Raw genomic sequence first — 17,504 nt, forward strand, 5'->3', positions numbered from 1 at the left:
GCATGTTCAAATTCATCATCGAAGCCTCGGTCAAATTCCGATGGTTCGTGGTCCTCGCCACGGCCCTCGTCTCGGCCTGGGGTCTGTTCCAGCTGACCAAGCTGCCCATCGACGCCGTGCCGGACATCACCAACCGGCAGGTCCAGATCAACACCATCGCCCCGGCGCTCGCGCCCGAGCAGATGGAAAGGCAGGTCACCTATCCCATCGAAACCGCCATGGCCGGCATCCCCGGCCTGCAGAGCACCCGGTCCCTGAGCCGCAACGGCTTCAGCCAGGTCACGGTCATCTTCACCGACCAGACGGACATCTACTTCGCCCGCCAACAGGTGGCCGAACGGATGGCCCAGGCCCGTGAGAATCTCCCCGAAGGGGTCGAGCCGGGTCTGGCTCCGATCACCACGGGTCTCGGCGAGGTGCTGATGTGGACGGTCGATTACAAGCCGTTCAACTCCCAGAACCTCGCCAAACCGGGCCAGCCCGGCTGGCAGGCCGGCGGCGCCTATCTGACGCCGGAAGGCGAGCTGCTGACTACACCGCAGGGGCGGGCGACCTATCTGCGGACCGTTCAGGACTGGATCATCGCCCCGCGCATGCGCACGGCGGCTGGTCTGGCCGGCGTGGACGTCAACGGCGGCTATGTGAAGGAGTTCGCGGTCCGTCCCGACGCGGCGAAGCTGGCCAGCTATGGTCTGGGGCTCAGCGATCTGATCCTGGCGCTGGAGAACGCCAACACCCAGGCGGGCGCCGGCTATGTCCAGCGCTCGGGTGAAGCCCTGACCGTCCGCACCGACGCCCTGGCACAGACCATTCCGGATCTGGCCCAGGCCCCTGTCGTCAACCGTAACGGTCTGGTCGTCCGCGTCGCCGATGTCGCCACCGTCGAGGTGGGGCAGGCGCCCCGTCTCGGCGGCGCAAGCCGCGACGGCCACGAAGCGGTTATCGGCACGGCCCTGATGCTGGCGGGCGGCAACAGCCGCACGGTCGCCCAGGCCGCCGCCGAACGTCTTGAGGAAGTCGGCGCCAGCCTGCCGCCGAGCATTGTCGCCGAGCCGGTCCTGAACCGCAGCGCCCTGGTCAACAAGACCATCGCGACTGTGGCTCGGAACCTGACCGAGGGCGCGCTGCTGGTGATCGTGGTGCTGTTCCTGCTGCTCGGGAATATTCGCGCCGCCAGCATCACCGCGCTGATGATCCCGATCAGCTTCCTGTTCGCCATTATCGGCATGAACCGGTTCGGGATCAGCGGTAACCTGATGAGCTTGGGCGCGCTGGACTTCGGCCTTCTGGTCGATGGCGCGGTCATTGTCGTTGAAAGCACTTTGCTGATGCTGTCGCAGAAGCGCATCGAGGTCGGTCGGGCGCTGACGCGCAAGGAGCGCCTGAGCGTCGCCGCGGCCGCAGCGATGAAGATGGTCAAGCCGGCGGCGTTCGGTCAGCTGATCATCCTGCTGGTCTTCACCCCGCTGCTGATGCTCGAAGGGGTCGAGGGCAAGACCTTCATCCCCATGGGCGCCACCGTCATGCTGGCCCTGGTCGGCGCCTTCATCTTCTCCTTCACCTTCGTGCCGGCGATGACGGCGCTGCTGGTGCGCGAGCCGAAGAAGATCGACGTGGACGAGCACGGTCACGCGCACGAGCACGAGACCTTCATCATCCGCTGGGTCCGCCGCTGGGCCGAACCGGCGATCCGGGCGGCGGTCGGCCGTCCCAAGATCGTTCTGATCGCGGCGCTGGGCGCGCTGGCGGTGGGCGGCGTCGCCTTCACCACCCTGGGCCGGGAGTTCATCCCGACCCTGGACGAGGGCGACATCGCCATGCAGGCGCTGCGCGTTCCGTCGGCCTCGCTCGAACAATCCCTCGCCATGCAGATGGCGATCGAGCGCGCCATCGCGGCCCAGCCGGAGGTGGAGACCATCTTCGCCCGGACCGGCACGGCCGAAGCGGCCGTCGATCCCATGCCGCCGAACATCTCCGACGCGGTCATCATCCTGAAGGACCGCAAGGAATGGCCGGATCCGCGGCTGGAGAAGGAGGAGTTGATCGCCCGGTTCGAGGAACTGGCCTCGGCCCAGCTCGGCAACAGCTTCGAGTTCAGTCAGCCCATCGAGCTCCGGTTCAACGAACTGATCTCGGGCGTCCGGACCGATCTGGCGGTCATGGTCTACGGCGATGACTTCACCCAGTTGCAGGCCACGGCCGACCAGGTAGCCAATGTCCTGCGTAACACCGAAGGTTCAGCCGATGTGCGGGTGGAACAGGCCTCCGGTCTGCCGACCCTGACGGTCAGCGTCGATCGGTTCGCTGCGGCCAACTACGGCCTGTCAGCAGCGGACGTGTCCAACGCCGTCTCCGCAGCCATCGGCGGCGCCGAGGCGGGGCAGATCTTCGAGGGAGACCGTCGCTTCGACGTGGTGGTTCGTTTGGCGGATGAAACCCGCAACGATCCGGCGGCGCTCGCCGCGCTCCCGATTACGACGACGACCGGCATCACCGTGCCTCTGTCCTCGGTCGCCCGCATCCAGATCGCGGAAGGTCAGAACCAGATCAGCCGCAACGACGGCAGCCGGCGCATGGTTGTCCAGGCCAATGTGCGCGGACGCGATCTGGGCGGTTTCGTCACGGACGCCCAGGCGCGCGTTCAGGAGCAGGTCCAACTTCCGGCCGGCTATTCCCTGACCTGGGGCGGCCAGTTCGAGAACCTGAAGCGGGCCGAGCAGCGGCTGGGTCTGGTGATCCCGGTCGTCTTCATCCTGATCGGCATCCTGCTGTTCATGGCCCTGGGCTCGTTCGCGGAGGCCGGACTGGTCTTCGCCTGCGTGCCTCTGGCCCTGGTCGGAGGAGCGCTGGCCCTGCTGTTGAGGGGCATGCCCTTCTCGGTGTCCGCGGCGGTCGGTTTCATCGCCGTCTCCGGCGTGGCGACATTGAACGGGCTGGTCCTGATGCAGGCGATCCGCGAACGGCTCCAGGGCGGGGCGGAACCCATGGTCGCCGCCATTGAGGGCGCCTCCAGCCGTCTTCGCGCGGTTCTGACCACGGCCCTGGTGGCGATCGTTGGCTTCATTCCGATGGCGATCGCCCACGGGGCCGGCGCGGAGGTGCAGAAGCCTCTGGCGACCGTGGTCATCGGCGGTCTTCTGACCGCCACGGCCCTCACCCTCCTGGTCCTGCCCACCTTCGCGGCCAAGGCCGTGAAGCACCGCACCGCGGAAGGACTGGAGGAATGAGCGGGGCCCACGACACGGAGCAGATCCAGCGCCGTCTCCTGCTTGTGGTGCTGGTTCTGAACGCTCTGCTGTTCGTGGGCCTCGGAGTCGGCGGCCTCGCCGCCGACTCCAGCGCTCTGCTGGCCAACGCCGTAGACAACGGGTCGGACGCGGCCGTCTATCTGATCAGCTTCCTCGCCGTCGGGCGGGCGCTGATCTGGAAGACCCGCGCCGCACAGGCCTCCGGCGTGATGCTGCTGATCTTCTCGGTCCTGGTCCTGCTCGACGCCCTGCGTCGGACGCTGACCGGGACCGAGCCGGTCGGTCCGACCATGATGGTCCTCGCCGTCGTGGCGGCGGTCATCAACCTGATCTGTCTTCTGCTCATCCGTCGCCAGCACAGCGGCGACGTCAACATGAAGGCTGCGGAGACCTTCAGCCTCAACGACTTCGCCTCCAACGGCGGCATCCTCGTCGCCGGCGGTCTGGTGATGTGGCTCGACCAGTCCTGGCCCGACCTGCTGGTCGGGGTTCTGGTCGCCGCCATCGCCGCCAAGGGCGGCCTCGACATTCTTCGCGACGCCCGGGACGCCCGGCGCGCCGCCACGGACACAAATCCATGAGCCCCAACCCGATCGACATCGCGTCCGTCCAGCAGTGGCGCAAGCTCTTCATCGCCGCCGGCCTGTTCGCGCTGCTGGCCTGGACCGCCCTGGTCAAGGCCCAGCCCTGGCTCGAACATCCCGTCGAACACCTCGGCCTGGTGGCCATCATGGCCTGCGTCCTCGGACGGGCCTGGTGCTCGCTCTACATCGGCGGACGCAAAAAGCAGGAGATCGTCACCAGCGGACCCTATTCGCTGTGCCGCAATCCGCTCTACGTCTTCAGCTTCATCGGAGCCTTCGGCGTCGGCGCCCAGACCGGAAGCCTCAGCGTCGGCCTCGCGTTCGCCCTGGCGTGCTGGCTGGTCTTCCTCATCGTCGCGAGACGCGAGGAGACCTATCTGGGGACCGCCTTCGGCGAGACCTACAGGACGTATTTCCAACGCACCCCGCGCTTCCTGCCGGATCCGCGACTGTGGCGCGACGAGACGGAGCTCTCGATCCGCCCCGCGTTCTTCCTGCGAACCGTGCGCGACGGGCTCGTCTTCCTCCTCGCCCTGCCGGTGTTCGAGGGTCTGGAGCATCTCCAGAACCTCGGCTGGCTCGACGCCGTCATCTCCCTGCCCTGAGGGAGCGCCGCCATGGATCGCAAACGCCTGGTCACCCTGCTCAGCGCGATCCTCGCCCTGGCCGCCTTCGCGGCGGGCGTCGTCGCCCAGCGCGCCGGCGTCTTAATCCCGGATCGCTCCGATTTTACCCGTGACCTCTCCTGAGGACCCCGATCATGCCCAAGACCGTCAGACTGAATATTCCGGTTCTGCTTCCCCATGCGCCTGACGCCCAGGACGGCTGCGTCGGCCGGTTGGTGGCGCTGGTGCGCGCCGAACCGGGCGTGTCCGAAGTCCATCTGGCGGAGGGCGAGGACGGGCCGGAGCTGTGCATCCACTATGACCCCGAGGTCCTGTCTCTCGCCCAGGTTCGCCGCCGGGCCCGTCAGGCGGGCGCGCAGGTCAGCGAGCGGTTCGGCCACCTGACGGGACGGGCGGACGGCGTCCGGCACGCGCGCCACGCCCGCACGCTCGCGGCCGAGCTGGGCGATGAAGCCGGCGTCATCGAAGCCGCGCTGGATCCGGCGGGCGCCTTGCGTCTGGAGTTCGACCGTCAGGCCACGAGCCGCGAGAGATTGGTCGAGCGCCTGGCGTCTCTTGGTCTCACGTTGACAGAGACGTCGGCCGTCGCCGGCCCATCGACGGCTGTGGGTCCGGCGCCGCAAGCGGCCCCCAACGCGGCGTCGGGTCATGGTCCGGACGACGGCCACGATCACGGACACGCCGAGGGCGATGGACACGACCACGGCCATTCCGAAGGCGACGGCCATGACCATAGCCATGGCGGGGTGCTGGGGCCGAACACGGAGCTGATCTTCGCCGTGGGGAGCGGCGTCGCCCTGACGGTCGGCTGGCTGATCGAGAAATTCGTCCCGGGCCTGCCGGAATGGCTTCCTTTCGCGCTCTTCCTGATCGCCTACGGCCTAGGCGGCTGGTTCACCGTCGGCGAAGCCATCGGCAACCTGCGGCGCAAGCGGTTCGAGATCGACACCCTGATGCTGGTGGCGGCCGCCGGCGCGGCCGCGCTGGGCGCCTGGGCGGAGGGGGCGCTGCTATTGTTCCTGTTCAGCCTGGGGCACGCGCTCGAGCATTACGCCATGGGCCGCGCCAAGAAGGCGATCGAGGCGCTGGCCGCCCTGGCGCCGCGCACCGCCCATGTGCGGCGCGGCGATCAGGTCGTCGAACTGCCCGTGGAGCAGCTGGAGATCGGCGACCTGGTCGTCGTCCGCCCGAACGAGCGGCTTCCGGCCGACGGCTTCGTGATAAAGGGCACGTCCAGCGTCAACCAGGCGCCGGTCACCGGCGAGAGCATCCCGGTCGACAAGCAGCCGGTCGCGGACGCCGAGGAGGCGCGGGCCCGGCCCGCATCGGTCGCGGCGGCGTCGGTGGTCTTCGCCGGCACGATCAACGGCGGCGGCGCGATCGAGATCGAGACGACGCGGCGCTCCAATGACACGACCCTGGCCAAGGTCGTCCGGATGGTCAGCGAGGCCGAGACCCAGAAGTCGCCAACCCAGCGCTTCACCGATCGCTTCGAGCGCGTTTTCGTCCCGCTGGTCCTCGGTCTGGCCTTCGTCCTCCTGTTCGCCTGGGTGGTCGTCGACGAGCCGTTCCGCGACAGCTTCTACCGGGCCATGGCCGTGCTGGTGGCGGCGAGCCCCTGCGCCCTGGCCATCGCCACGCCCAGCGCGGTTCTGTCCGGCGTGGCGCGGGCGGCCCGGGCCGGGGTCCTGGTCAAGGGCGGAGCGCCGCTGGAGAACCTGGGCGCGCTGGACGCCATCGCCTTCGACAAGACCGGAACCCTCACCGAAGGCAAGCCGCGGATCACCGATGTCGTGCCCTTCGGCCAGACGACCGAAGACGAACTGCTGAAGATCGCCGTCGCCGTCGAACGGCTCAGCGACCATCCGCTCGCGGAGGCGATCGTCCGGGATGGGAGCCAGCGCCTGGCGACCGCGCCCGCGCGAACCGCGACCGATCTGCGCAGCCTGACGGGGAAGGGGGTCACCGCCCGGCTGGAGGGGGAGGAGATCTGGATCGGCAAGCCGGAGATGTTCGGCACCGACGGCATCGCGCCGCTCGGCCCCGATACGGAGATCGCCGTCGCCGCCCTGCGCAACGAGGGCCGCACCCTCATGGTGGTGCGGCAGGGGAACAAGGACCTCGGCGTCATCGGGCTTCTGGACACGCCCCGGGCGACGGCGCGCGAGACGCTGACGGCGCTGCGCGCGCTCGGCATCCGCCGGATGATCATGATCTCGGGCGATCATCAGAAGGCCGCCCAGGCGGTCGCCGGGCAGGTCGGCCTGACCGAGGCCTGGGGCGACCTGATGCCGGAGGACAAGGTCGAGGCCATCAAGAAACTGCGGGCGGAGGCCAAGGTCGCCATGGTCGGGGACGGGGTCAACGACGCCCCGGCGATGGCGACGGCGACCGTGGGCGTCGCCATGGGGGCGGCCGGTTCGGACGTCGCCCTGGAGACGGCCGACGTCGCCCTGATGGCCGACGACCTGTCCAAGCTGCCGTTCACCGTCGGCCTCAGCCGGCAGACCCGACGCATCATCCGTCAGAATCTGTTCGTCAGCCTCGGCGTGGTGGCCTTCCTCGTTCCGGCGACGATCTTCGGGCTCGGCATCGGTCCGGCGGTGGCCCTCCACGAGGGGTCGACGCTGCTGGTCGTCTTCAATGCGCTGCGTCTGCTCGCCTGGCGTAGCCCGCGAGAGGCTGCGTGAACTCGCAAACCCCAAGCACAGGAGAACCCCTATGAAACGCATCGGATGGGTCAGCGTGATCGCGCTCTTCCTTCTCGTCTCGGTGTTCGGCTTCGGCGTGTTGTCCCGCCAGGCCGCGAGACCGTCCGCGACCCCGGTGGTCGATGCCCGGCCGATCGATCAACACGCCGGCCACAGCGACGCGGCGGCCGACAGCCCGGCGACCCGGTCCTACAAGGAGGCCAACGCACGGATGCATTCGGCCATGGAGATCGAGTACAGCGGCGACGCCGACGTCGACTTCATGCGGGGCATGATCGCCCACCACGAGGGCGCGGTCGCCATGGCCAGGATCGCGCTCGAGCACGGCTCCGATCCGGAGGTACGCGGCCTCGCCCAGGAGGTCATCCGGACCCAGGAGGCGGAGATCGTCCGCATGCGGGTGTGGCTGGCCACCCGCGAGAGCCGGCCGAACTAGGCCGATGGGCTCGAAGCGGTCCACGATCCACAGCCGGGCGCCCCGCTGGCGTCACGGCAAATACCGCGCCCGGGGCCGGTCCCGGCGCCCGCGTCCGCCGGCGCCGTTCCGGCCGGTTCGGGACACCCTGATTGCAGTCGGGGCCGGCCTCGCGGCCGCGTTCGTCGTCTTCTGCGTGGCGGCGCCCTTGGCGACGACCTACCGGATTCCCCTGTACGGTGCGTTCGGCGGGTTGATGCTGCTGTTGACCGCCTTGACCTTCCGGATGGCGGCGAAGGACCCAGCCGGCCGGATGTTGGCCGCCATCCTGGCGCTGGTGTGCGTTCTCGGGACCGCCGCCTTGTACGTCGGACGCGATCAGATCAAGCTCACGCCGCCCCACAGGCACGCCGTTCCAGACGCCGCCGCTTCCGTCAGGCCCGGCCAATGACGGCCGGGGAGGCCACTGCGCGGGTTCCCGTCCGGATCGCGCGGGGGGGATGGCTCGACATTCTACGTTTCGTGGCGGCCGCCCTGATCATCCTTTACCATTTCCGCGAGGCCGCCCCGGTGGCGCTCGGCGCGGTTCATCCAGTCTTCGACCGGGGCTACCTGTTGACGAATTTCTTCATCATCGACTCGGGCTACGTCCTCGCGCGCATCTACGGGGAGGGCTTCGCCAATCGCACTCTTCCGTTTCCAGGCTATGCGCGCCAGCGGCTTCTCCGCGTCGCGCCCTCTCATCTCGTCGTCATCGCCGCGCTCGCGCTGCTCGTCGCGACCGCCGCCGCCGTCGGCATCCGTCCGAGCAACCCGCAATGGTTCGCCTGGCCCGAGCTTCCGGCCCAGGTCTTCCTCGTCCAGGCGTACGGCGTCCCGGGCGGGCAGGGCTGGAACGCCCCGACCTGGACGCTGTCCGCCCTGCTGGGCTGCTACCTGGCCTTGCCGTGGATCTGCAGGGCGCTCTGGCGCGTCCGGCCGTGGCTCGTGGTTGCGGGCGTCGTAGTCCTACTCCTAGCGGCGGATGGCGCGAGCCGGGCATGGTTGGGCGACCCCCTCTACCGGCTTCCGCTCCGTCACGGGTTCATCCGGGCGCTGCCCCTGTTCCTGCTGGGCGTCGCGGCCGCGATCCTGGGCGCGCGCGTCTGGGTCCCGCCGGTCCGTGCGGCATGGATGGGGCTCGCCGCCTTCGCGGGTCTGATCGCGGCCCAGGCCGTGTCCGATCTCGCCCTGATTTCGCTTCTCCTGCTCACCGTCATGATCTGGGCCGCCGGAGCCCTGCCCGTGGCGCGGCCCTCGCGGCTGGTCGAGCAGCTTGGTCTTATGTCCTTCGCCATGTTCCTGACCAACGAAGTGACCCGGATCGTCTGGTTTGGCGCGTTCGACGCCATTGGCCAGGCGGCCTGGCCGGCGACCGTTCGCTGGGGCGTCTGGGCGCTGGGTGTGGCCTCCGCCTTTGCGGCGGCGGCGGTGTTCCGATACGGCTTCGACGGACCGGTGCAAGCTTGGCTCAATCCGCCGCGGCGACCCCCGGCGCAGCCGGGCGTGAGTTCCGATCGCCCGGTCGCCTGAAGGGCGCATCACCGATCTATGTGCAACTGGGCGCGGCTCGGCTGTTCGCCGATCAGATGCCCGATCGGTCAATCGTCGGGCTCAGGCCGCGAGCACGCGGCCATATCCCTAAGTTCAGGGTTCGGGAACCGCACGGCGCGGCGGGCGTAGACGGCGAGTGCGCTTTCGCTTCTCCAGGAGCCATCCTAATCCGGGCGCGGTTGTCTCGGTGATTGACGACCCGCCGCAGGGATCGAACTGAGTGATCGAGTTCGGCGACGGCGTGGTGATCGTCGCGGGGGCTCGAACGGACGGCGACGCCCATCTTCTGGATATCCCGGCCTATCGCACAGCCAGAGGATCGAACGTCGGACCCGGCCAGTGGCGCGTAGCCCGATCTCCGCGCGGGTGCTGGCGCCTATCCCATCGGGTCGACAGTCTCGGGGTCGTATGCGACCTCACAAGATGGGTGATGCTCTAACGGTCGAAGGTCTCGGCGATGCGCTTATCCGGCGGCCATAGCGCGAATGGTCAGCTCGATGATGAACTCCCCGCCCATGTAGGCTGCGGCCGCGAGCAGGCCTGCGACGGCGGCGATGAACATCGCCCACGCGAGAGACGCGCCAAGGCCTCGCCGCCGGTCTCTCCCGAGTCTGCCGAGCACAGGTCTCGAGAACGCCAAGTCTCGCTCGGGTACGGTCGGGGTCGCAAGGCGGTCGCGCAGGTTCTGGTCAGGGAGAGGGGTCATGGGCAGGGGTCCGATGCAGCGAGCCAGGTTCTGAGCAGGGGCGTCGCCCGCGCCAGGTGGGACTTTACAGTGCCGATCGGCAGGCCGGTTTCCTCCGCGGCCTCCCGATGGGTCAGGCCTTCGCCATGGACGAGCAGCACGCAGAGCCGCTGACCCGGCGTCAGACGGGACAGACAGGCCTGAAGGTCTATCCGGTCTTCCGCTCGCAAGTCGACTGGCGTCTCCGCCTCGTCGTCTGTGGCCGCGTCTTCCAGATCATGGCGCAGCCGAACCTGGTCGACAATGGCGTGAACGGCGATCCGTCTCAGCCATCCGTGAAAGGCGCGCGCGTCGCGCAGCCCGGGAAGTTTTCGCCAGGCCTTGATAAAGACCTCCTGCGCCACGTCGTCCGCGGCGGCAGTCGCGCTCGGGAGACTGCGGCGGACCAGACTTCGGACCCAGCCCTGATGTCTGAGCACCAGTTCCGCAAAGCTGGTCTCGTGGCCGGTCATGGCGAGCAGGACGATCTGCTCATCGGCCGGATCGGTCACGGTCGCGGTCCCACGACGACCGTCAGTTGATCGGAAAGCGCTGTATGCAGAGGCCGCCGAGAAGAACGCCGAGCCCGATGACGAACGTCCCGCCGCCGATCGCCAGGACCGGAAAAAGCGCCTTGGGGCTGTCGACGCCTAACAGGACGCCGAACAGGCCGACGCCTGCGCCGACGAAGGTGATGATCAGCCCGCCCACCACCAGACGGACATGCCACCGCGGCCTGTACGGCGCGCGGAGACGCGTGATCAGCTCGGCGTCAAGAAGTACCCCTTGGTCGATCGCGCGCCGGATCGTGGTCTCGGCCGCCTGACGGGAAAGATAGTCGGACCAGGTGGCCGACAGGGCGACGATGGTGAGGAACAACAGGAACAGCAGCACGGTCAGATTCATCCCGCTCTCATGGCGTCACCTGATAGGACGCCTGCCGCGGCGGTCTTGGAGGCGCCCGTCCAGAATATTTTTTGGCTGCATCCAACGGGGCCGAACGCCCCGTCTTCCCCTTCACACACGGGAGAAGATCATGACGCCCCCTTTCACCCTGGCTCCCCGACGCGCCCCACGCCGATCCGGTCTGGCGGTCGTCTTGTTCTTCGCCTTCGGCTTCGCCGCTCCGGTGTCGGCCGCAGACGAGGAGCGGTTCCCCGAGATCCGGTTGGCTTATCGTGACTTGGCGCTCGACACCCCGGCCGGTCTGCGGGCGCTGGTCGAGCGTGTGGACCTCACCGCGGCCGCTCACTGTGCAAGATACGGATCACTGATCGTGCCTTACGAACGACGCGGACAGACCCGCTACTGCATCTACGCCGTCCGGGCGGAGATGCTGCGCGCTATGCCGCGACCTCTGCGGACAGCTTACGACCTTGGTCGTCGGAACCTGCCAAGATGAGGTCTGAAAAGGCAACCCTGGAACCCTGCTGGAGGCCCTGCAGGCGCGCCGGCGCGTTCGCCGCCGCAGTGAGGCAGGCGGAAGACGGCGACCTTAGCCCGCCAGTTCATTCCTGCGTCGCAGACAGCGAATGACGGAGCCAGGAGACAGGCTGCGGGGTTGGACGGCGATCGGAACAGTGCGCCGGGGCGGCGGCCGGGCCAGATGGACGCCCTTCGGCTCCGTCAGCCATCCTCCCGGTCCAAGGGCGCCATGCCCATGCCCGGCGCGTCGAACGGTCCCTGGAGCCACTGAACCAGATACTCCGCCACGGCGCTCAACCATTGCGGTCGCTGGGCGGGGCGGCGACTGTAGTTTTCAAGCGTATGGGCGAGCAGGAAGTCGTACGGTCGTGGATGGATCGCGAACCTGTTGGAGAGCGGCAGGTTCATCTCCAGGGCCGCAGCCGCGAAGAGTGACCGTTGCACATGCCCGTTTCCATCCAGGAAGGGATGGATGAAGCCGAACTGGCTGAAGAGATAAGAGAGCGTCACCAACTGGTCCCACGGCTCGACGAAGGTGTCGATTCGCGCGCGTACGGTCCCGACGAGGCTTTGCATGGCCGAAGGGACGTCCGGCGGGTCCATGAAAGTGAACGTCTGACCCTCGACGATGACGCTCGGACCGCCCATGACACGCCGCGCGAGGGATGTGCCGGGGACGCCGCGATAGCCGCCGGCGTATTCCGGATGGGTTGGCGGGGCGAAGGCGGAGTAGAGGTCTCGATGAAGACCGCGCGGATCGTCCAGGCAGGCCCTCCGATAGATGGGGTCCGTCCGCAGCCTTTCGAAAAGCGTCGCGCTTTCGACGGCCATTCGGTCGTCGAAGTCGGGATGGCGCTGCGGATGCCATTCGGCAGGTGGGAAGGTCATCGACGGTCCTCGACTACGGCGTCGTCTGATCAAGCGGCGCCGATGCTCCAGCGTGGAGCTGAGATGGTCGCGCCGGATCACCTTCCCGGCCTCCGGATTGCGAGTGCGGCGGCTCGCCGACCGGTCTATCACGGATTGGACCCGCAGGCTTGGCGTTCCCCGGTCTCCGGCTCTTGGCCGTCCATCGCACAGGTCGACGGCTTGCCCGACACTATCCTGGCCCCTCCACAGTCAAGCGGGCTCGTGGAAGAGCAATCTGGCGGGAGCGGGCAGGGCCGGGGGAGGGGGAGGCCGGAGTTCAGTGCCGGGATGAACCGCCGCGAGGATCAGTCGCTCCAGGCATTCGATCGCTTCCCGCTTCTCCTCGAGATAGTCGTGCTGGACATAGACCGACATGGTGATGGACGATCCGCCGCCCAGCTCGTTCGCGTGGTTGAGCAGCTTGGATAGGATGAAGGGGCTTGTCCTGGCTCGCGCCAGTCGGGTCGCCCCGCTGCGGCGCAGGTCGTGGACCGTGATGTCCGGAATGTCGATCGCGGCCCTGATGTCGCGCATGGCGTGGCTGATCGCCGAGGGATGGATGGCGCCGGGGACTTCGCCGCGACCGACGAATACAAACGGCGAGGGCTCCGCGCCCTCCGCCGGCTTCGACCGGAGCGCCAGGGCTTCCTTGATGAGGAAGATCGAGAACTCGCCCAAGGGAACGACGGTGGTGCGTCCCGCCTTGGTGCGACCGGCGGGGATCGTCCAGGTGCGCTCGGTGAAATCGAGTTCGGCGACGCGCATCTCCGCGATCTCCGCGCGTCGCTGCAGAAGAAGCGCCGCCAACTGGATGGCGATCCGGATCGGACGCCCCACCATCAGCGCCTCGTCCCGGCCTTTCGGCAAGGGACGACGGTAGCCGGTCGTGTCCTCAAGGGCGCGCCAGAGCGCCCGTAGCTCGACATCGTTGAGGACGCGCGTCCGCGGGGTTTCCTCCGCGAGATCGTCGAGCTGCTGGGCCGGGTTCTTGAGCACCCGGTCCTCCGAAATACCCCACGCGAAAATCTGGCTGATCAGGCTCCGGGCGCGATTGGACGTGACGCCCTTGCCTTCCTGCAGGATTTCCCGAAGGCGTTTGCGGACCACGTCCTTGGTCACCGCTTCGATGCGCAAGCCCGCAATCTGGCGGAGATGCTTCCGGTAGAGATTTCGTTCGGACAGGATGGTCGGCGCGCGCTTGCGCTTTTTGCTCGGGCGATATTCTCCGCTCTCGGTGGCCTTGAAGTAGCCCTCGGCCATGTCGTCGAACGTCCTCAGCGGTTGCGCCCTGGCTTCGGCCTTGATGACCTGCATTTCGGTCGCCGGATCGCGGCCGGCGTCGATATCGGTTTGAAGTTTCCTCGCCTTCGCGCGGGCCCCCGCGACCGTCAGCGCCGCGGCGTCGCCCAGCGCCTGATCCGGCGGAACATAGCGACCGAGCCGAACTCTCGGCTGACTTCCATCCAGCCGTCGATAACGAAAGCCCCAGACTTTCGAGTGCCCCGAAACCCGCAGATAGAGGCCCTTCAGGTCCGTATCCCAGAGCTCAAGACGATGCTCGTCAGTCGGTCTGAGCGCGGCGACGCTCCGGTCTGTCAGTCGTGTCGCGCCCATCTGAATCCTCGTTCGAAGCGCCCCGATTTTGGGGAGCAAATGGGGAGCAAATTGCAGCAACTCGGAGCATAGCGATGATGAGCGGTGAATTCAAAAACTTTCTAAAAACAGCGCGTTAGCACAGTCCTGAACAGTCCTGAAAAGGCATTGGAGGCCGCTGGGGGTCAAGGGGTCGCAGGTTCGAATCCTGTCGCTCCGACCATTTTCGAAAGAAAACGGTTGGTTGAAGGGGTCGTCTTCGGACGGCCCCTTTGCATTTGGGCTATCCGTCAGTCCCTGCCGGCTTCGGCCCATTTGAACAGCGGGTAGAGGGGCACGCCCCAGCCGATGCCGCCGACGGCGAAGAAGAGCAGGTCCAGCAGCATGTTCGGGCCGAACAGGCCGCGCAGGGCGATGACGGCCCAGATCCAGACGGCGAGGAAGACCAGCACGCCGATCATGGCGAGGAAGCGACGGGTGCGGTTGCCCATCAGCGCTTGCTGCGGAACAGGAAGAAGGCGCCCAGGGCGAGGACCGAGGCGACCATGGCCCACAGCACCCAGCCCCATTCATCCATGGTCGAGACGGCGAAGACGCGCACGGCCAGGAACCAGCCGGCGACGGCGCCGACGCCGGATACGAGGCTGGTGGCGAACAGGCCGCGACGGCCGGTGATCTGATCGGCCAGCCAGGCCAGCACGAAGGCGCCCAGAACGGCGGTGACGATGTCGGCGTACTGCAACGGCCTCTCCAACGTGCGGCGTCGGGACGCCGAAAAGCGACTCGCTCTCGCCGTCCTGCACGGGCATACCGCACAGGTCCGGGCGCGACGAGTATCGTGAACGGTAGTGTAACGGTCGGAACGGCAGGCGTCGAATGAAGCGTTTGGGCGGCAGGGATCAAAGCCGGTCGGTGGCGATCTGGCTCTGGACAGCGGCGACGCTGGTCTTCGCCATGGTGGTGGTCGGGGGCGTGACCCGCCTGACGGGCTCGGGCCTGTCGATCACCGAGTGGAAGCCGATCATGGGCGCGCTGCCGCCGATGAACCACGCCGACTGGATGGACGCCTTCGAAAAGTACAAGGCCATCCCGCAGTACCAGCAGATCAACGCGGGCATGAGCCTGGCCGAGTTCCAGGGCATCTTCTTCTGGGAGTGGTTCCACCGGCTGCTGGGGCGGGTGATCGGCCTGGCCTTCGCCGTGCCGTTCGCGGTCTTCCTGGTGCTGCGGAAGATCCCGCGTCGGCTGATCGTGCGTTGCGTGATCCTGCTGGCGCTGGGCGGCCTGCAGGGGCTGATCGGCTGGTGGATGGTGACCAGCGGGCTGAGCGAGCGGGTCGATGTGGCCCCCGAGCGGCTGGCGACCCATCTGGGCCTGGCCCTGATCATCTTCATGGGCCTGATCTGGACCGGGCTGGAGGCCTGGAACGGCGAGGAGCATTCGCGCTCGCCGCAGGGCTGGAGCCGGGGCGCGGCGATCCTGCTGGGCGCGGTCTTCATCCAATGCCTGCTGGGCGGGCTGGTGGCCGGCGCCAAGGCGGGCTTCGTCTATACCGACTGGCCGCTGATGAACGGCGGCGTCTTCCCGCCGGTGGAGTGGGGCAAGGGCGCGCTGGCCTTCCTGCATGACCAGGCGCTGGTGCAGTTCAATCACCGCATCTGGGCCTATGGCCTGCTGATCGGCGGCACGGCCTATGCGGTGCAGGCCTGGCGCTGGCGGCTGGCCGAGGGGCTGGGCGCGAGCGCGGTGATGGTCGCCGTGGCCCTGTGGCTGCAGGCGGTGCTGGGGGTGGTGACCCTCATGCATGCCGTGCCGCTGTGGCTGGGCGGGCTGCATCAGGCGGGCGCCGCCGTGGTGCTGGCGCTGGCGACCGTGAACCTGTGGCTGGTCCGCCGGTCGCAGCCCCGACTGTTCATGTCGGGGCCGCGGGTGCGGGGGTTGTTCTAGATCGGATCGTCTCCCTTCCCCCTCGAGGGGGAAGGGTCGGGGATGGGGGTGAGGGAGCGGTGTTGAGGTGAGAGGCGCGTTGGGAGAGGTCGATGGAGCCTTGCGAGGTCGTCCTGAGCTGGCCTGCCTCCACCCCCACCCAACCCTCCCCCCTCGAGGGGGGAGGGCTTTAGCTCACCCCCGCACAGTCTCCCACGGTCCCCGGATGGCCAGGGTCATGCCGGGGTACATGATGTTGACGAACAGCACCTCGCCGTCGGGCGAGAAGCAGGCGCCCGCGAACTCGGAGTTGCCGCGGAAGACGTTGCGGGCGATCACATAGATCTGGCCCTCGGGGGTGACGCCCTTGAGGTGGTTGCGGACTTCTGACGAGTAGTTGTCCTCGCACAGGATCAGGTGGCCCCAGGGCGCGATGGTGATGTTGTCGGCCATGTTGGCGACCTTCTTGTCCGTGCTCTCGACGAACAGCTGAAGGCGGTCGGCGGCGCCGTTCAGGCCCGGGACCAGACGCATCACCTGACCGGCGCGGATCGGGCCGCCCGAGGTGGCGGTGAAATACATCTCGTCGTCGCCCCACCAGATGCCCTCGCCGCGGGCGATCAGGGCGGCGCCGGCGCGGTGGCCGCGCTGACGCAGGTCGCCGGCGGGGTCCTCGACATCCTGCAGGTCGATCCACTCGACCTCGCGCCAGTCGCCGACGGCCCAGCTGCGCTGGCCGTCCTGGTTGCGGGTGTCGGCGGAGGGGGCGCCCTTCCACGCCATGGCCTGCAGCCTGCCGCCCTCGATGAGCTTGCCCGGGACGTTGGGGATGAAGCGGTAGAAGAGGCTGTCGTTCACATCCTCGGTCAGATAGGCGACGCCGGTGCGCGGATCGATGCAGACGGCCTCGTGGTCGAAGCGGCCCATGGCCTTGAGCGGCACGGGATCGACCGGGCCGGTGGCGGTGGCGGGGACCTCGAAGACCCAGCCGTGGGCCTTGGTGACGTCGGCGTCGGCGGGGGTCTCGATGGTCTCCTCGCAGCTGAGCCAGCTGCCCCAGGGCGTCGGGCCGCCGCAGCAGTTGGTCGAGGTGCCGGCGAGAGTCAGGCGATGGCTGACCGACTGGCGCGTGGCCAGATCGTAGATCAGGGTCGAGCAGCCGCCGGGCAGGGGACGACCGTCCTTGTAGGTGTCGAAGGCCTTTGAGGCGTCGAGCCGGCCCAGCCGCTCCTGATGCAGGCCGCCGGGGCCGAGGTTGCGGTGCAGGCTGCTGGAGCCCTTGAGCTCATGGTTCATGACCAGCGCCACCTGCGTGCCGGTCAGGGGGAAGCAGGCCATGCCGTCCGGCTGGCCGGGGACGAACAGGCCGTCGTCCATGGTGTCGCCGCCCTGGGCGATGACCTGGTAGGTGAAACCCTCGGGCAGATCGAGCAGCTTGTTGGGGTCTTCCTTCAGCGGGCCGTAGCCGTGGATCTGGTTGACGTAGGTTTCTTCGCCCGGGGCGGCGGCTTGCGCCGAGGCGTGGCGGGCCAGACCCGTGAAGGCGAGGGCGGCGCCGCCCGTTCCCATGAGGTTACGACGGTTCAGACGCATGGGGAGGCACTCCGGAGGCGGGAAACTGCGGCGCTTATGGCGGGTGTCGGTCAGGGTTCTGTGACAGTGGGCGCGGCGGAATGCAGCAGGGGGGGAGTAGGGAGTAGGCAGTAGGCAGTAGGCAGTAGGCAGTAGGCAGTAGGCAGTAGGCAGTAGG

17 protein-coding genes are annotated in these 17,504 nt (G+C 68.0%); 10 read left to right on the forward strand and 7 right to left on the reverse strand.

All coding sequences use genetic code 11. The features are described 5' to 3' along the window. Positions 1–2: 2 nt before the first annotated feature. From ACTIEF_RS15885 to ACTIEF_RS15920, 8 genes are all read left to right on the forward strand, one after another. A complete protein-coding gene (locus ACTIEF_RS15885; RefSeq protein ID WP_439473102.1) occupies positions 3–3,227 on the forward strand; it encodes an efflux RND transporter permease subunit in 3,225 nt (1,074 codons plus the stop codon). Further along, positions 3,224–3,829: a cation transporter gene (locus ACTIEF_RS15890; protein ID WP_439473103.1), complete on the forward strand. Its 606-nt coding sequence runs from the start codon at positions 3,224–3,226 to the stop codon at positions 3,827–3,829. The genes ACTIEF_RS15885 and ACTIEF_RS15890 overlap by 4 nt, the downstream gene beginning before the upstream one ends. Beyond that, positions 3,826–4,437 (forward strand): methyltransferase family protein, encoded by a 612-nt coding sequence (locus tag ACTIEF_RS15895; RefSeq protein WP_439473104.1) that lies wholly within the window; start codon positions 3,826–3,828, stop codon positions 4,435–4,437. The genes ACTIEF_RS15890 and ACTIEF_RS15895 overlap by 4 nt, the downstream gene beginning before the upstream one ends. Before the next feature lie 12 nt (positions 4,438–4,449). Beyond that, on the forward strand, positions 4,450–4,581 hold the full coding sequence (locus ACTIEF_RS15900; RefSeq protein WP_439473105.1) for a hypothetical protein: 132 nt from the start codon (positions 4,450–4,452) through the stop codon (positions 4,579–4,581). 11 nt (positions 4,582–4,592) lie between these two features. Continuing rightward, positions 4,593–7,148, forward strand: a complete 2,556-nt coding sequence (locus tag ACTIEF_RS15905; protein WP_439473106.1) for a heavy metal translocating P-type ATPase — start codon at positions 4,593–4,595, stop codon at positions 7,146–7,148. A gap of 31 nt (positions 7,149–7,179) precedes the next feature. Beyond that, complete coding sequence (gene copM / locus ACTIEF_RS15910) at positions 7,180–7,605, forward strand: CopM family metallochaperone (RefSeq protein WP_439473107.1); 426 nt, start codon at positions 7,180–7,182, stop codon at positions 7,603–7,605. 187 nt (positions 7,606–7,792) lie between these two features. Further along, positions 7,793–8,035 (forward strand): hypothetical protein, encoded by a 243-nt coding sequence (locus ACTIEF_RS15915; RefSeq protein WP_439473108.1) that lies wholly within the window; start codon positions 7,793–7,795, stop codon positions 8,033–8,035. Continuing rightward, a complete protein-coding gene (locus tag ACTIEF_RS15920) occupies positions 8,032–9,156 on the forward strand; it encodes an acyltransferase family protein (protein WP_439473109.1) in 1,125 nt (374 codons plus the stop codon). Before ACTIEF_RS15915 ends, ACTIEF_RS15920 begins: the two co-directional genes overlap by 4 nt. Positions 9,157–9,879: 723 nt before the next feature. On the opposite strand, the gene ACTIEF_RS15925 is transcribed toward ACTIEF_RS15920, so the two are convergent. After that, positions 9,880–10,413, reverse strand: coding sequence for an RNA polymerase sigma factor (locus ACTIEF_RS15925; RefSeq protein WP_439473110.1), 534 nt, complete (start codon positions 10,411–10,413; stop codon positions 9,880–9,882). 22 nt (positions 10,414–10,435) lie between these two features. After that, a complete protein-coding gene (locus ACTIEF_RS15930; protein WP_439473111.1) occupies positions 10,436–10,807 on the reverse strand; it encodes a hypothetical protein in 372 nt (123 codons plus the stop codon). A gap of 130 nt (positions 10,808–10,937) precedes the next feature. Here ACTIEF_RS15930 and ACTIEF_RS15935 point away from each other — a divergent pair, with 130 nt between their 5' ends. Beyond that, positions 10,938–11,303: a UrcA family protein gene (locus ACTIEF_RS15935; RefSeq protein WP_439473112.1), complete on the forward strand. Its 366-nt coding sequence runs from the start codon at positions 10,938–10,940 to the stop codon at positions 11,301–11,303. A 224-nt stretch (positions 11,304–11,527) separates the two neighbouring features. Here ACTIEF_RS15935 and ACTIEF_RS15940 read toward each other — a convergent pair whose 3' ends face one another. From ACTIEF_RS15940 to ACTIEF_RS15955, 4 genes are all read right to left on the reverse strand, one after another. After that, entirely contained in the window at positions 11,528–12,214 is a 687-nt protein-coding gene (locus tag ACTIEF_RS15940; protein ID WP_439473113.1) for a Fic family protein, read from the reverse strand. A 231-nt stretch (positions 12,215–12,445) separates the two neighbouring features. Beyond that, the gene (locus ACTIEF_RS15945; protein ID WP_439473114.1) at positions 12,446–13,849 is read right to left on the reverse strand and encodes a tyrosine-type recombinase/integrase; all 1,404 of its coding nucleotides are present in this window, start codon (positions 13,847–13,849) and stop codon (positions 12,446–12,448) included. Positions 13,850–14,118: 269 nt separating this feature from the next. Then, complete coding sequence (locus tag ACTIEF_RS15950; protein WP_439473115.1) at positions 14,119–14,319, reverse strand: DUF2842 domain-containing protein; 201 nt, start codon at positions 14,317–14,319, stop codon at positions 14,119–14,121. Then, positions 14,319–14,570 carry a transglycosylase gene (locus ACTIEF_RS15955; protein WP_439473116.1) on the reverse strand — a complete coding sequence of 84 codons (252 nt, stop codon included), beginning with the start codon at positions 14,568–14,570 and terminating at the stop codon, positions 14,319–14,321. Before ACTIEF_RS15955 ends, ACTIEF_RS15950 begins: the two co-directional genes overlap by 1 nt. Positions 14,571–14,704: 134 nt before the next feature. Here ACTIEF_RS15955 and ACTIEF_RS15960 point away from each other — a divergent pair, with 134 nt between their 5' ends. After that, on the forward strand, positions 14,705–15,775 hold the full coding sequence (locus ACTIEF_RS15960; protein WP_439473117.1) for a COX15/CtaA family protein: 1,071 nt from the start codon (positions 14,705–14,707) through the stop codon (positions 15,773–15,775). A gap of 174 nt (positions 15,776–15,949) precedes the next feature. On the opposite strand, the gene ACTIEF_RS15965 is transcribed toward ACTIEF_RS15960, so the two are convergent. Next, the gene (locus tag ACTIEF_RS15965; RefSeq protein ID WP_439473118.1) at positions 15,950–17,347 is read right to left on the reverse strand and encodes an alkaline phosphatase PhoX; all 1,398 of its coding nucleotides are present in this window, start codon (positions 17,345–17,347) and stop codon (positions 15,950–15,952) included. Positions 17,348–17,504 lie beyond the last annotated feature (157 nt).

The sequence above is a fragment of the Brevundimonas sp. genome (assembly GCF_051858995.1).
Taxonomy (GTDB): Bacteria; Pseudomonadota; Alphaproteobacteria; order Caulobacterales; family Caulobacteraceae; genus Brevundimonas.